Origin of the sequence: Undibacterium sp. GrIS 1.8, from assembly GCF_040544445.1 — a bacterium.
Classification (GTDB): Bacteria; Pseudomonadota; Gammaproteobacteria; order Burkholderiales; family Burkholderiaceae_D; genus Undibacterium.
The window spans coordinates 19,512-33,298 of the sequence record NZ_JBEONQ010000028.1 but is presented as its reverse complement, the minus strand read 5'-3'; the positions used below and the strand labels follow the sequence as shown (position 1 = coordinate 33,298).

At 45.8% G+C, this 13,787-nt stretch carries 15 protein-coding genes; 13 read left to right on the top strand and 2 right to left on the bottom strand.

All coding sequences use genetic code 11. The features are described from left to right. Positions 1 to 67: 67 nt before the first annotated feature. From AAKU64_RS14055 to AAKU64_RS14025, 7 genes are all read left to right on the top strand, one after another. On the top strand, positions 68 to 541 hold the full coding sequence (locus AAKU64_RS14055; RefSeq protein ID WP_354333214.1) for an FKBP-type peptidyl-prolyl cis-trans isomerase: 474 nt from the start codon (positions 68 to 70) through the stop codon (positions 539 to 541). A 31-nt stretch (positions 542 to 572) separates the two neighbouring features. Continuing rightward, positions 573 to 1,088, top strand: a complete 516-nt coding sequence (locus tag AAKU64_RS14050) for a M48 metallopeptidase family protein (RefSeq protein ID WP_322120648.1) — start codon at positions 573 to 575, stop codon at positions 1,086 to 1,088. Between the two features lie 5 nt (positions 1,089 to 1,093). After that, entirely contained in the window at positions 1,094 to 1,411 is a 318-nt protein-coding gene (locus AAKU64_RS14045; RefSeq protein ID WP_354333218.1) for an antibiotic biosynthesis monooxygenase family protein, read from the top strand. 120 nt (positions 1,412 to 1,531) lie between these two features. Next, complete coding sequence (locus tag AAKU64_RS14040; RefSeq protein ID WP_354362313.1) at positions 1,532 to 2,293, top strand: hypothetical protein; 762 nt, start codon at positions 1,532 to 1,534, stop codon at positions 2,291 to 2,293. An 82-nt stretch (positions 2,294 to 2,375) separates the two neighbouring features. Further along, complete coding sequence (locus AAKU64_RS14035; protein ID WP_354362312.1) at positions 2,376 to 2,660, top strand: type II toxin-antitoxin system Phd/YefM family antitoxin; 285 nt, start codon at positions 2,376 to 2,378, stop codon at positions 2,658 to 2,660. Then, positions 2,657 to 3,079 (top strand): PIN domain-containing protein, encoded by a 423-nt coding sequence (locus tag AAKU64_RS14030; protein ID WP_354362311.1) that lies wholly within the window; start codon positions 2,657 to 2,659, stop codon positions 3,077 to 3,079. The genes AAKU64_RS14035 and AAKU64_RS14030 overlap by 4 nt, the downstream gene beginning before the upstream one ends. Next, the gene (locus tag AAKU64_RS14025) at positions 3,072 to 3,797 is read left to right on the top strand and encodes an alpha/beta fold hydrolase (RefSeq protein ID WP_354362310.1); all 726 of its coding nucleotides are present in this window, start codon (positions 3,072 to 3,074) and stop codon (positions 3,795 to 3,797) included. The genes AAKU64_RS14030 and AAKU64_RS14025 overlap by 8 nt, the downstream gene beginning before the upstream one ends. Before the next feature lie 57 nt (positions 3,798 to 3,854). Here AAKU64_RS14025 and AAKU64_RS14020 read toward each other — a convergent pair whose 3' ends face one another. Further along, positions 3,855 to 4,721, bottom strand: coding sequence for an alpha/beta hydrolase family protein (locus AAKU64_RS14020; protein ID WP_354362309.1), 867 nt, complete (start codon positions 4,719 to 4,721; stop codon positions 3,855 to 3,857). Positions 4,722 to 5,113: 392 nt separating this feature from the next. Here AAKU64_RS14020 and glpK point away from each other — a divergent pair, with 392 nt between their 5' ends. Beyond that, on the top strand, positions 5,114 to 6,592 hold the full coding sequence (gene glpK, locus AAKU64_RS14015) for a glycerol kinase GlpK (RefSeq protein WP_354333224.1): 1,479 nt from the start codon (positions 5,114 to 5,116) through the stop codon (positions 6,590 to 6,592). A 120-nt stretch (positions 6,593 to 6,712) separates the two neighbouring features. Here glpK and AAKU64_RS14010 read toward each other — a convergent pair whose 3' ends face one another. Then, entirely contained in the window at positions 6,713 to 7,366 is a 654-nt protein-coding gene (locus AAKU64_RS14010; protein ID WP_354333226.1) for an outer membrane lipoprotein, read from the bottom strand. A gap of 199 nt (positions 7,367 to 7,565) precedes the next feature. Here AAKU64_RS14010 and AAKU64_RS14005 point away from each other — a divergent pair, with 199 nt between their 5' ends. The 5 genes from AAKU64_RS14005 to AAKU64_RS13985 all read left to right on the top strand — a co-directional run bounded on the left by AAKU64_RS14005 (position 7,566) and on the right by AAKU64_RS13985 (position 13,745). Then, the gene (locus AAKU64_RS14005; protein WP_354333228.1) at positions 7,566 to 8,132 is read left to right on the top strand and encodes an SRPBCC family protein; all 567 of its coding nucleotides are present in this window, start codon (positions 7,566 to 7,568) and stop codon (positions 8,130 to 8,132) included. 93 nt (positions 8,133 to 8,225) lie between these two features. Then, the gene (locus tag AAKU64_RS14000) at positions 8,226 to 9,344 is read left to right on the top strand and encodes a GNAT family N-acetyltransferase (protein ID WP_354333230.1); all 1,119 of its coding nucleotides are present in this window, start codon (positions 8,226 to 8,228) and stop codon (positions 9,342 to 9,344) included. 321 nt (positions 9,345 to 9,665) lie between these two features. Next, positions 9,666 to 10,892 (top strand): BtaA family protein, encoded by a 1,227-nt coding sequence (locus tag AAKU64_RS13995; protein WP_354362308.1) that lies wholly within the window; start codon positions 9,666 to 9,668, stop codon positions 10,890 to 10,892. A 60-nt stretch (positions 10,893 to 10,952) separates the two neighbouring features. After that, entirely contained in the window at positions 10,953 to 12,122 is a 1,170-nt protein-coding gene (locus tag AAKU64_RS13990; protein ID WP_354362307.1) for a hypothetical protein, read from the top strand. Positions 12,123 to 13,223: 1,101 nt separating this feature from the next. Then, positions 13,224 to 13,745 (top strand): DUF2059 domain-containing protein, encoded by a 522-nt coding sequence (locus AAKU64_RS13985; protein WP_354332245.1) that lies wholly within the window; start codon positions 13,224 to 13,226, stop codon positions 13,743 to 13,745. Positions 13,746 to 13,787 lie beyond the last annotated feature (42 nt).

Here is a 13,787-nt window from a genome sequence, read left to right as displayed (position 1 = left end):
ACTTATCTGCATCTACATAGCCCCTTTTTTAAATCATCCTCATTTACACCACACAGAAAGCCCAGACATGACATCTCGCTTACTCGCTATCACCATCGCCGTCAGTGCAGCGCTAACCTGCGCAACAACACCTGCGGTATTCGCACAATCCAGCGCAGGCACACCTGCAACCGCATCTACAACTCCCGCAGCAGCCCGTCTGGAACTGAAAAAAATTGACACCGTTGTCGGCACCGGTAAAGAAGCTCTTGGTGGCAGCACCGTTACCGTGCACTACAGCGGCTGGCTATACGACCCAAAGGCCGACAAGCAACACGGCCAGATGTTTGACAGCTCCGTCGGCAGCAGCCCGTTTAGCTTTCCGCTGGGCGCTGGACGTGTCATCAAAGGCTGGGATCTGGGTGTTGCAGGGATGAAGGTCGGCGGCAAACGCACCATCATTATTCCGCAAGATCTGGGTTATGGCTCACGCGGCGCCGGTGGCCGGATTCCCCCGTTCGCCAACCTGATTTTTGATGTTGAACTGCTGAACGTTCAATAAACCTCATTGGCTTGACTCATTAAGTTAACGAATGCAAAAGCAAGAACTCAACTATTTACAAGCTTATCCTCAACCGATACAGGATCAGGTCAAGCTTTTAATTGAGCGCCAGCAACTGGCCGGAGTTCTGCAAAAAAAATACGCCAATGCGCACCAGATCCGTACCGATAAAGCCTTGTACCAATATGTACAAGATGTCAAAAGTACGTTTCTGCGCAATGGCGAACAAATCAGCAAAGTCTGCTTCGACAGCAAAATCAAAGTCATCCAGCATGCGCTGGGACAGCACACGTTTATCTCACGGGTACAGGGCAATAAACTCAAATCCAAACACGAAATCCGCATCGCCACTCTGTTCAAACAAGTGCCGGAAGAATTTCTAAAAATGATTGTCGTACATGAGTTAGCGCACCTCAAAGAAAAAGACCACAACAAAGCCTTCTACCAACTCTGCATGCATATGGAACCGCAATATCACCAGTACGAACTGGACTTGCGCTTATACATGACGCAAATCGATACCTTCGGTGGAGAGGTCTGGAGCTAAGCAATATGAGCAATATCGCCAACACACCCAAGCCACCCTACTACGCCGTGATCTTTACCTCCAACCGCACGGAAGGTGACGACGGTTATAACGACATGGCCGACAACATGTTAGCGCTGGCGGCACAGCAGCCCGGATTTTTAGGCGTAGAATCCGCCCGCGAAGAAGTAGGGATTACCGTCTCATACTGGGCAGATTTGCCATCAATCAAACAATGGAAAGCCAACGCCGACCATCTGGAAGCACAAAAAATCGGTAAAGAAAAATGGTACTCCTCATATAAAACGCGGATTAGCAAAGTGGAGTTTGATTACGGAATGTGAGCAACTTGCCCTAGAAAAAGAATTGAACTGATTTGAACATTGGTACAATTCCAAGCTTAATTTTTTTACCTCATTTTTCTTCTTCACGCACCCCATTCTCTTCATCCCACAGGAGCAAACATGCCGTTTCTTGGTATTGGTTTACATGTTTTAGTCGCGCTGTTTTTTGCTGTGCATGCGATCCGTTCTGGCCAACAAATCTACTGGCTGCTAATTCTCTTTTCTTTCCCACTACTTGGAAGTGTCGTGTACTTTTTTGCGATTTACATGCCCAACTCACGACTCGAATTTGGTGCCAGAAAAGCAGTCGCAGTAGCAGCAAAAACACTCGATCCGACCCGAGAACTGCGCGAAGCACGCAACGCCTTTGAGTACACCCCAACCGCACAAAATCAAATGCGTCTGGCGCTGGCCTTGTTAGAAGCTGGTAACGCAGAAGAAGCCGCAACCAATTACGAAGCCTGCCTCAAAGGTCTTTTTGCTACCGATCTGGAAATCAAATACTGCGCCGCCCGTGCACTCACCGAGAGTGGCCGCCATGCTACTGCGATCAGCCATCTGGAAGATATCCGCAACAAAGACAATAATTTCCGCCCCGCCCAAGTCAGCCTGCTACTCGCCCGCGCATTCGCCGGAGCTGGCCGCAACGCGGATGCGACATCAGAATTTGAGCTGGCAATGAGCCGCTTCGGCACTTTTGAGATACAGGCAGAATATGCAATTTGGGCCTACAGCACAGGTGATCAAGCTACTGCAAAAAAATTGCAAGCCGATATAGATCAAACCATGAAACGCTGGAATCGCCATACCAAAGATATAAATCAGTCTTTGGTGCGACGTTTGAATATGGCTAAGGGGCAATCACAATCCAGTACTACCTAATTGCGTTGCACTGTCTTTTAACATAAAATGTGTACACATTGATCCACAAATTTTGTAGAACAGCCGGAGTCAGGCAAACATCATGGAAACAACCAAAGTAGGTATTCGGGAATTCAGGGCGGATTTGGCAGAATACATCGCAGCAAGTCACCCTGTCGCAGTGACGCGCCACGGGCAAACTGTTGGTTATTTTATTCCGACCCATGGGCAAGACGACGCCAATATAGCGGCATTAAAAAAAGCTAGCAAAGCCCTTGATAAGCTGCTTGCTGCGCAAGATGTCGAGATTGAAAGCGTGGTCACAGAATTTAAAACTGCTCGCAAACAAGCTGGTACAACAAAAAAGCCTCGTACTAACATCAGATGAGCAATAAAGCGATTGTTCTTGACGCTAATATATTGATCCGTGCTGTGTTAGGGAAGCGGGTCAGGGAATTGATTTTTGAAAATACCGCCACAATAAAATTCTTTACGCCAGACATAGCTTATGCCGACGCCCGAAAATATCTCCCATCGCTGTTGGAAAAAAGAGGCGTTCAGAGCGCAGCAACCTTGGATGTGTTAACGAGCTTAGAGAGTATCGTTCAGCCAATTGATTTCGAGCTCTACGCTAGCCTGCAAGCACAGGCATTACAAAGAATTGCCATACGAGACGCAGACGACTGGCCAGTTCTTGCTTGTGCAATGATGATCGGCTGTCCCGTCTGGACGGAGGATGCAGACTTTTTTGGTACAGGTGTCGCCACGTGGACATCGGACAGAATCGCTTTGTATTTTGATGAATAAATCGGGGATTTCAATTGTTTTACTACCGGGTATGGACGGTTCAGGAACGCTCTTTGCAGACTTTATCGCTGCTCTGGGCGCAGAATTTGATCCCATCGTCGTCGCATATCCGCCCGACAAACTGCTGAACTATGCAGCACTAGAAGAAGTCGCACGGTCTCATTTACCGTTAGGAAAACCGTTCGTCATCCTTGGTGAGTCGTTCTCAGGACCGATTGCTATTTCACTTGCGGCATCCAATCCTGACGGCTTAATTGGCTTAGTACTTTCCTGTACGTTTGCTAGAAATCCACACTCAATATTTAGCCCATTTAAATCAATAGTTAATCTGCTTCCCGTTAGAGAAAAATTATTAAACTTAATGTGGCCACTATTCTTTGGCCGCTACGCAAGCTCTCAATCACGCACCCTGTTGCGACAAGCGCTGGCAACCGTTTCACCAGAAGTTATACGCATCCGCCTCACTTCTGTGTTGGAAGTAGACTATTCCGCACAACTCAAAAAGGTCTCCATACCGCTTTTATATCTTAGGGCAACTGACGATTATGTTGTGTTTCCCAACGCATCTAAATACATCAAGCAGCTCGTACCTACACTCACACAAGTTGATATAAAAGGACCGCATCTGTTGTTGCAGGCGGTGCCGACAGCAGCAGCAATGGCTGTCAGACAGTTCGTTAGCTCCAATCTTGCTTCAGGCGACAATTCGGTGATCTAAAAAAGCACGTCAAAAATGAGGGGCAAATCCAGGAAAATGCTCAAAGGGCTATCAAACTTAATCCACTTTTAAATGACGATCCAGATACGCCAACACTTCACCCGGCAATGTCTGATGAAACGCCTCACGATCAAAGCCTTCTGGGTCTGTGGATGAATGAAATGTCGGGCTGTTCATGTGCGCCGGAAACGGACTTAAAAAAGATAAGTGTCCCGCGTTTTTGATCTCACGTCTGGTTACCAGTGCGCGATCGGCAACGCCGTCGGATACCAGATCCGCATGCCAGGGCGGTGTGTACTGGTCGTGTTCTCCGGTCAGCATCAGGATAGGGATATTCACTGTGCTGAGCGATCCGTGCATCAGATACCAAGGCGTTGCGGGTGCCAGTAACACCAATGCTTTGACGCGTGTATCAGCGACTACCTCCACCTTGCGCCGGTCTTTTGACCACGGCTCGCCGCCGGCAACCGCCAAGGCGGTATAAGCGCCGATGGAATGTCCGATGACCGCGACATTGTCTGCTTTTACGCTAGCGTTAAAAACAGAATAGGTACTGACTTCATCAATCGTCATGCGCACATGGCGTGGTCGGTTGACCAGATTTTCGTAGGTGTTTTCTAGCGAATTGTTGTTACGGTTATTGCCGTAATGTTCCAGCATCGCCACGATATAACCATGCTGCGCCAGATGCGTACAAATCGTCCGGTACAACAAATGCGAACCGCCATTCCCATGCGATACGATCACAAGTGGAAAGCGTCCGCTGGCGATGGGCGCATCCATACTCAGATCAATCGAGTAGGGGCCAAAACTGGTTGGAATTGCGGGAACTTCTGTCGGGTACATCACCAAAGCCGGGAAAGAAATTTCTTGGGCATCGTCTCTGATATCCCTGATTTGTAGTTGTCGGCAGCCTGTGTACATAGGGATATTTTTTGGGTGGTTAGTATCGTATTTTTTAGTACGGCTAGTTTAGTTCTGGATAGTTTTGTTGAAACGAAGTTTTCAAATAATTTTTTCAACGATATGGCTATCAGTGTAATTTGGCCACAACTTATGATTACTTTGGCTAACACATGGTTGATCCTTCAATGATAAATGGACGAGTAAGCGATTGAAATATACTCCCCCTAATTTTTACTAAATATGCCGTATTGTCCGATGATTATATGGACGATTTAATATACACATTAGGAGTATATTAAATCGTCATTTAAAGAGTAGTGTTATTTATCGCATCGCAACATCCCCAACTCCGCTGACATCCTGCGTCTGAATTACACTGAAACCTTCTAGCAAACAATCCATATACCAACATGACTTATCTGCTCGCACTTGACCAAGGCACATCCAGTTCCCGTAGTATTTTATTTGATGAAGGCGGAAGTATTGTTGCGTCGGCTCAGCAGGAGTTCCGGCAGATTTTCCCTCAGCCTGGTTGGGTAGAACATGATGCTATGGAAATTTGGCACAGCCAATTAGCGACTTGTAAGCAAGTATTGGCTACGGCAAGTGCGGCAGGTATTACAAGCAAGGCAATTGCGGCGCTGGGGATTACCAATCAGCGGGAGACCAGCATCGTCTGGAATCGTCGGACTGGTGAGCCTATTTTTAATGCCATCGTCTGGCAAGACCGGCGCACTGCGGCCTATTGTGACGAGCTGCGTAGTCAGGGCTGGGCAGAGCGCATACAGCAAAAAACCGGCTTAATTCTGGACCCGTATTTTTCTGCGACCAAGCTGAAATGGATACTGGATCATGTGCCAAACGCTCGTCAGCAAGCAGAGCGCGGAGAGCTGGCGTTTGGTACCGTAGACACCTGGCTGGCGTGGCAACTGAGCGGCCAACAACTGCATGTGACCGATGTCAGCAATGCGGCACGCACGATGCTGTGGAATATTCATAGTGCGGAATGGGACGATGAGTTACTGGCTTGTTTTACTATTCCACGGGCGATGCTGCCTAGCGTACATCCGTCTAGTCATCGTTTTGGTGACGCGACGATTTTTGATCATCCGGTTCCGATTGCTGGTATCGCTGGTGACCAGCAATCGGCGCTGTTTGGACAAGCATGTTTTAGCGCAGGGATGGCAAAAAACACTTACGGCACAGGTTGTTTTATGTTGCTGCATACAGGCTCCGTGTGTGCGACTTCTCACAACGGTTTGATCAGCACGGCCGCCTGTCAGACCGACGCAAGAGCACAATACGCATTAGAAGGTAGTGTCTTCATCGGCGGCGCGGTGGTGCAGTGGTTGCGTGACGGTTTAAAGGCGATTCAACACTCGACGGATGTAGAAGATTTGGCGACCACCGTGCCGGATTCTGGCGGCGTGGTGTTTGTACCCTCGTTCACTGGCTTGGGTGCGCCCTATTGGGTACCCTCGGCCAAGGGGGCAATTTTAGGTCTGAGTCGCGGCACTACGGTCGCGCATATTGCTCGCGCAGCGCTAGAATCGATCGCATTCCAAAGTACCGTGTTGCTGCAAGCGATGACGCGCGATGCAGTAGCGCCGATCAACGAGTTACGCGTGGATGGCGGCGCAGCGGCGAACAATTTACTCCTGCAATTTCAAGCCGATTTGTTGGGCATTCCAGTGGTACGCCCAAAGGTAACCGAAACGACGGCCTTAGGCGCAGCGTACTTGGCGGGACTAGGTGTAGGGGTGTACCAAAATCAGGAAGAGTGTGCCGCTTTATGGCAAATGGAGCGTACTTTTTTACCGGAAATGAGTAGAGATCAGGCGGGTAAATTAATGCAGCAATGGGATGTCGCGGTTGGTCGCGTGAGGTAAATAAGAGTAACAGACGTATAAGGAACAAATAAAAAAGAGGTGATATCGACTAAGCGGTATCGCCTCTTTTTACATCTGATTCAGCGTATTTGAAAATAAGTTAAATCTAATTAACTCTAATTAACCCATCGATTGCAGCGAACCATTAACCGCTTTAACGCGATCGCCAACACGCCAACCGTTTTGCGGGAAAGTACGAACACTACCGTCATCCATTCTGACTTTTACTTCATAGACCGTGTTGGTGTTGTTGCGTTTTTCTACTTCGTTACCAGCATAACCGCCGCCGACGGCACCAGCTACGGTAGCCAATGTTCGGCCATTGCCATTGCCGACTTGATGACCTAACACGCCGCCCAAAATTGCACCGGCTGCTACGCCAAGACCGCTAGGTTTTGCTTGTTGCTGGATAGCGATAATGGACTCAACGCGACCGCAATGTCCGCAGACAGCCGCGACGTTAGAACTACGCTCATTTGATTCGCTTTGACGTGCAACATTGGAGTTTTGATTCGGGTTTTGATATGAACCCTGGTTAGAACCAGAATTCTGATTTTGCCTTGACCCATCGGCAGGATAAATTGGTTTGCCGTTGCTATCCACCATCGGCGCAGAAGCGCTCATGGCAGCGTTATTTGTTTGAGCAATCGTTCCCTGCGAGTTTGGAAACAAGCCAGTCATCGCCGCAACGCCGACCAGTGATACCAGCGTCACAGCAACTGCCGCAGTAGCAAGCAAAGGATGAATGCGATTAGAGGGTTGTTTGGTTTCCATATTTGACCTTTTTTAAATTTCTTCTGGAGAAAAGTATCGTCCAGATGTACTTCAGTATAGATGTATCAGTTTACAAGAAAAGGAAATAAATGTGTCAGATGTAATCCTTTGTAAATATCTTTGTCTTACTATCCTTGTCATTTTTCAGTTTTGTCATCAGAATGAAAACCCGTTCTTATAACAAGCTTGAAAGCACAAAATGAACATATTTAAATGGGTAAAACGTGTACTAGGCGCTATCGTCGGCATCGTCGTACTCATTTTAATTATTGTCATGGTGCTTCCGAATGACTTTTCTATAACGCGCAGCATCGTAATCGGTGCACCTGTAGATAAAATATACCCTTTGGTCGTCACTACCCGTGAGTGGAAAAACTGGTCAGTCTGGAATCAGCGCGACCCCGCCATGCAGATGACGTTTACTGGTCCGGCAGCAGGTAAAGATGCTGCTTGGGACTGGCAAAGTAAAAGCCAGGGTAACGGCGGGATGAAATTTATACAGGTAATACCTAACCAGCAGATTGACTATGAATTACATTTTGAAGGTATGGGCAAACCATCGACCGGTCACTTTTTATTCGAGCCAATAGTGACAGCGGGTGCTTCAGGTAATCAAGTCGTATCCACCAAAGTAAGCTGGACTATGAAAGGCACTAGCGAGGGCAACCTAATGATGAAGTTCTTCGCTTCTTTGATGGACAAAATGGTTGGTCCCGATTTTGACTCTGGCTTAAATAATTTAAAAAAACTGGCAGAGCGTCCATAACCCTCAGATATTTAGTCAGCCAGATACGCGGCTATATACAAACCCAAACGCTCATTTATCCGTCGTTCTTGTCACCACTTAGCCAGCCATCAGATGCACATAAAAGTTTTAAGTACCGCCAGCGAATTCGACGCCATCTCTGTTGAGTGGCGGGCATTAGAAGCACTTGTTCCCTTTTTGCTGCCGTTTCAAACTTATGACTGGAACCGCAGCTGGTGGCAAATTTTTTCTGTTCAAACTGTTTTTCGTCGCGACGAATTATCGATCATCGCCTTTTATGATAAAGATCAACTGGTCGCCGTTGCGCCATACGCAATCAGCTATCTAGGACGTAAAGCGTTCTCTGTCTATCGCTATGTAAGGCCGTTTGGTGCAGACCCCAATCTGACAGAAATCCGTACACCCTTAATTTTGCCTGGCTATGAAAAAGATGTTTTTCAGCACTTAGCCGCACCTTATCGGCCGCAATTATCTGGATTCACAGAACAGCAAATGATTGTCAGTGATGAGAACAGTGAGCAGCTATTTACTCAACGCTGCGCCATGCGGCAAATAGATAAGCGCAAGATCAGCAACTACGTCTTGGATCTGGGCAAAGACTGGGATAGTTTCCGCAGCGGGTTGAAGCGCAACATTAAAGAATCGATACGCCACTGCTATAACTCACTAGCGCGAGACAAACTTCAGCCGGTATTAAAAGTCGTCACAGGACATCAGGCACTGACAGAAAATTTGCCGACTTTTTATCACTTGCACTGCAGCAGAGCCAGCGCGCAACTGACGGTAGAGCATCCAGATTATTTTTCTAATCCTCTGCATAAGGCATTGATCGCCAGTCTTTTAAAAACACCTTTTGCAGACAAAATGCAGCTTTTTTGTTTGGAGATCGACGGCAAAATCGTCGCTATCCGCATGGGATTTTTAATGGGCGAGGAGTTGTATCTGTATTACTCAGGTTATGACTTGGCATACGCCAGATATAGCGTGATGACTACTTTACTGGTCGAAATTATTCGCTGGTCATTGGACAAAAATATCCAACGGCTTAATTTGTCTGTGGGTGAAGATGTGTCTAAAACCCGATGGGGACCAAGAGTCATTTCCTATGCTGAATACCAGTTTGTAAAAAACGCCTGGTGGCGATATCGCTTGGGTAAAAGCATAGTACAACTGCGCAAACGTCGGCAAACGTCGATGCTCGGTCACAAATAAAATAGTAAGCAATCCCTTGCTTAAATACGCGTCGATTGATCAATATTAAAACAATCGTTTTAATATACTCCCCATTATTTTTAGTAAAAATGGTCGATTGTCCAGACTTTATATGGACAACTCAAATATACCCATTACCAGTATTATTTAATTCCCTACTTGGTTATTGTGACTGCCACCTTGATATTGAGCTGTCAAAACAACACTCTGCCGTCATTTTGTCTACATTTCACACATTCTTCATCAAACGGTCACCAGCCTGTCACCTTGCGTTTCTAAAGTTAGACAGAGATTAAACCGCATCAATCATCTGGGGCTGGCATGAACACAAAGACACTCATCAACGCGGCAGTAATCAACTCAACGACGTCTGGCGGTAAAGGGATTGCTGATCGCTTATTTGCGCATTGGTTTAGTCGTCTGGTGTATGCCCAAATTTGGGAAGATCCAAAATCTGACCTGGATGCATTGCAGTTAAAGCCGGGCGCGAATATTTTGACGATCTCCTCCGGTGGCTGCAACGCATTGGCCTATCTGGCAGCCAACCCTAACGCTGTGCATGCGGTTGATTTAAACGCAGCGCATCTTGCGATGCTGGACATGAAGAAAAAAGCCATCAAGCATTTACCCGATTACGATGCGGTTCTGGCCTTTTTAGGCAAAGCCGACCAGAGTGATAATTTAAAACGATATCAGCGCCACATTCGGCCGCATTTGTCAGAAGACGCCAGCAATTTTTGGGAAAGCCGTTCACTCACCGGCAAGCTGATAGGCAAACCGCGTTATCACTACTTTAGCGACAACGCTTACCAATATGGCCTGTTGGGTGACTTTATTGGTTTTGCACATTTTTTCGTCCGCATCATGGGCGGCGATATGAAAAAAATCCTCACTGCACGCAATCAGGCTGAGCAAAAGAGCTTGTTCGATCATTACTTAGCGCCGATATTTGATACCGCTTTATTCCGCTTTATCTCTAAACAGCCGATTGCTTTGTATAGTCTAGGAATTCCGCCGTCGCAGTTTGCGGCGCTCAAACATGATGCCAAAGACGGCTTACATTTATTGTTTAAAGAAAGAATGCGCCATCTGGCATGTGATTTCCCTATCGAGCAAAACTGCTTTGCGCAGCAAGCTTTTGGTCGCCGGCACGACACCAGCAAACAAGCCGCTTTACCTATGTATTTACAAAAAGCGTATTTCAAAGATTTGCGCCAAAACATAGACCGCGTGCATCCTCATCACATTAGCCTTACCGAGTTTTTACGCAAACAAGCGAATCATTCTATGGATGCTTATTTGTTCCTGGATGCTCAGGATTGGATGGATCAGCGGCAATTAACTGAGTTATGGGAAGAAGTCACCCGCACCGCCGCACCAGATGCCAAAGTGGTGTTCCGTACCGGTGGCGCCGACTCGCCATTAGAAGCGATGTTGCCGGCGCATTTGATCTCCGCCTGGCATACCGACCGCGCACATAACCGGGCTTTGTATGCAAGCGATAAATCCGCAATTTATGGTGGTATGCATCTGTATCAAAAAGTCTGACTGGGTAGATGACAGCACTAAAACGCAAACTACCAACCAGCCTATTTAAATTTCAGCAAATTGATTTCCAACCTACCGCCACGCGTTTGCGCTGATGCGCTCTGGCTAATCGATGCCAAAGCCCGTGGCGGGTCGCATTGGTTAAGCAACGCAGATTGCCAGATTAATGCCATCACTATTGCCGGTAGCACGCAACCCGTCAGCTTACTCATGCCTAGCGAGAGTGGCAGCAAGAACAGCAATAACAACCACAGCAGCTATGTCAGCAGTCCGCGATCAACTTGGTTACGCTACGCCAGAGAAGAAGCCTGTGGGCAACTATCTGCGAAATTACCTGCTAGTCCAAGCCTACTGCGGGCTATCGCAAAGACAGGCATCAATTGTATTTTTAGTCCCCTCGCGGCCTTAATCAGCGCCAGTGGCATAGATCAGTCTGCGATTGTCGGCAATCATTTGGTGTCCACCAATCTATATCCTGATTGGCAAGCACAAGATATTGCGCAAATGACGGAAGAATTAATCGGTGAATATCCAGACCGTCCATTAATGATGCGCAATATTTGTAGTGAGGTCACACCAGAACTGGCCTCCAGTCTACAAGCGCAGTCTTGGGATTTAATCCCGGCGCGCATGATTTACACCTGCGATCCTCAACTCGCAACGCTGTGGAAACGCAATCATGTCAGACAAGATGCCAAGTTATTTTCGGATGGAAAACTTGAGATCATCACGCCAGAACAAATACTAACTAGCGATCTTCCTCATTTACGCAGTTTGTTTCGACAATTATTCATAGAAAAACACTCCAGACTCAACCCAGATTTTGCGCCAGCTTTTTTTGAACTGTGCCAAGAAATGCGATTTTTAGATCTTTATGGCTTACGATTTCAAAATCGTTTAGTCGGTGTCTTAGGTCTTTACGAAAATACCCAAAGCGGATGGATTACTACCCCACTCATTGGCTACGACACCAGCTTGCCGCAAGAGCTGGGATTGTATCGACGCTTAATGGCTTTGCTATTGCAGCAAGCCAAAGAACGCAAACTCAAACTGCATTACAGCTCCGGTGCAAGCCAGTTCAAACGCGCCAGAGGTGGCGAGGCTAATCTGGAATATACGGCCGTTTACAGCCGCCACCTGCCCGCACATCAAAAAACCGCCCTCAAATTACTGGCAACAAGTCTACAACGCATCGCCCCGACTATTTTAAAAAGAGCAGATCAGCTTTGATACGCAAATGGTAGTTTTAGCTGTGGATAAGTCTCTGCATATCTACAGGACAGTCTGTGCAGAAGCACTACTTTTACGAACTACCAAATTGTTATCCCAAAACTGTTCTCGTAAAGTACACCGCTTATTAGGGTATTTATCTTTTCTGTAATAGATTGATTTTGTTCAGAAAAACAGAGTTATCCACAAAAAACGGCCCCGTTAACTATTACTACTATTTATATATATACCTTAATGTAAACAACAAACCCTTTCCTCTTTCCCTGAAAAATGAAGAAAAGGCTCTCCCCTAAAAAGGGGTAAAGAACTAAGCTTTTCTCTGCTTTTGATCAATGCATAAGAAAAAGATAAAAGATGAGAGCGATACGGAATTTTTTGGCGAAACAAGCTGAATTCAACACCGCTAAAGGCACGATAGATTAAAACCAATGCCTAGGAAGGCAATCTATAGAGGATGAGCACCAGCTAATGCTGTGATGCGTTTGAAGATAGAAACAATATTTATACAACTTTAAAGGGGAAATTCCAAAAACTGTGGGTCCAATAGATATGGCATTGTTAGAAGCAAATTGGGCTATAAGCCGCACTCTGATTGGACGTCTACATTTTAAAAATTTCTAAAAAGCTTTACTCTTAGTAATGTATTTCCAGGTCAAAGTTTTTAGAAATCTCTTTTGCGGCTGTTGATACCAAGCAGAACCAAAACTCTTGCTACATAAATTAATAAACAAAAAAAATAAGACTTATTCCTAATAAGTTTTGTGGATAACTAAGGGGATATCCAGTGAACAGGATGTGGCTAAATCACTTTAGTTAATCAAGTAAAAAACTTGTCCAATAACTGTCCTGTTTTAATACAAGCCTTTTTAATCTGCTTATCTTTTCTGTAAAGCATTGATTATGAAAATAAAAACCTAGTTATCCACAGAAAACACCTAACGTTAACTATTACTACTATTTATATATATAAACTTATTGTTGTAAACCAAGAAAGCACGTCAAATCAAAATTCGCTTAAAGACATTGCTGATTAAACAATCCAACCGTAAAATTCGAGCTCGTTTTTGCAGTAACCCACTTTCAATTTGCCTGGAACTTAAAATGATTAAATTTAAATCTCTGCTGCTGGTTTCTTTATTTACTGTTTTTGCTACGATTAATCCAGCCTCTGCTCAAGACAACAAACCTAGCGCAGAGTCAATCCGGCAGTTATTTGTGTTAACCAACACTCCATCCATGCTGAACAATTTGACCCAGCAGTTAGACGGCATGATGAAAAATGTTATGGAAGAGGCATTAAAAGGTCAGCCAGCAACAGAGGCGCAGCAAAAGCAACTAGATAAATTTAGAATGAAAATCGTAGCGATTCAAACCGAAGAAATGAAATGGGAGAAGTTGGAACCAGTGTTCATCAACATTTATAGCGAGAGCCTGACGCAAGATGACGTCAACGGAATTATTGCGTTTTATAAATCAGATGCTGGTCAGGCTTACATTAAAAAAATGCCTGTTATGATGCAAAACACGATGGCTGCCATGCAAAAAATGATAGTACCTATGATGGCAAAAATAAGTGAAGCTTCTAAGGAATTAGCAACAGATTTAGAAAAAACAAAAAAATGAGCTAAAAAAAGAATAAAAAAAAGCGGCTAAGTGTTTTAGCCG

Bases quoted from the DNA above. Each gene is read 5' to 3' on its own strand.
- AAKU64_RS14035 (WP_354362312.1), top strand. From the start codon at position 2,376: ATGGAAACAACCAAAGTAGGTATTCGGGAATTCAGGGCGGATTTGGCA.
- AAKU64_RS13985 (WP_354332245.1), top strand. From the start codon at position 13,224: ATGATTAAATTTAAATCTCTGCTGCTGGTTTCTTTATTTACTGTTTTT.
- AAKU64_RS14020 (WP_354362309.1), bottom strand. From the start codon at position 4,721: ATGTACACAGGCTGCCGACAACTACAAATCAGGGATATCAGAGACGAT.
- AAKU64_RS14045 (WP_354333218.1), top strand. From the start codon at position 1,094: ATGAGCAATATCGCCAACACACCCAAGCCACCCTACTACGCCGTGATC.
- AAKU64_RS14030 (WP_354362311.1), top strand. From the start codon at position 2,657: ATGAGCAATAAAGCGATTGTTCTTGACGCTAATATATTGATCCGTGCT.
- AAKU64_RS14000 (WP_354333230.1), top strand. From the start codon at position 8,226: ATGCACATAAAAGTTTTAAGTACCGCCAGCGAATTCGACGCCATCTCT.
- AAKU64_RS14005 (WP_354333228.1), top strand. From the start codon at position 7,566: ATGAACATATTTAAATGGGTAAAACGTGTACTAGGCGCTATCGTCGGC.
- AAKU64_RS14055 (WP_354333214.1), top strand. From the start codon at position 68: ATGACATCTCGCTTACTCGCTATCACCATCGCCGTCAGTGCAGCGCTA.
- AAKU64_RS14010 (WP_354333226.1), bottom strand. From the start codon at position 7,366: ATGGAAACCAAACAACCCTCTAATCGCATTCATCCTTTGCTTGCTACT.
- AAKU64_RS14025 (WP_354362310.1), top strand. From the start codon at position 3,072: ATGAATAAATCGGGGATTTCAATTGTTTTACTACCGGGTATGGACGGT.
- AAKU64_RS14040 (WP_354362313.1), top strand. From the start codon at position 1,532: ATGCCGTTTCTTGGTATTGGTTTACATGTTTTAGTCGCGCTGTTTTTT.
- glpK (WP_354333224.1), top strand. From the start codon at position 5,114: ATGACTTATCTGCTCGCACTTGACCAAGGCACATCCAGTTCCCGTAGT.
- AAKU64_RS13995 (WP_354362308.1), top strand. From the start codon at position 9,666: ATGAACACAAAGACACTCATCAACGCGGCAGTAATCAACTCAACGACG.
- AAKU64_RS14050 (WP_322120648.1), top strand. From the start codon at position 573: ATGCAAAAGCAAGAACTCAACTATTTACAAGCTTATCCTCAACCGATA.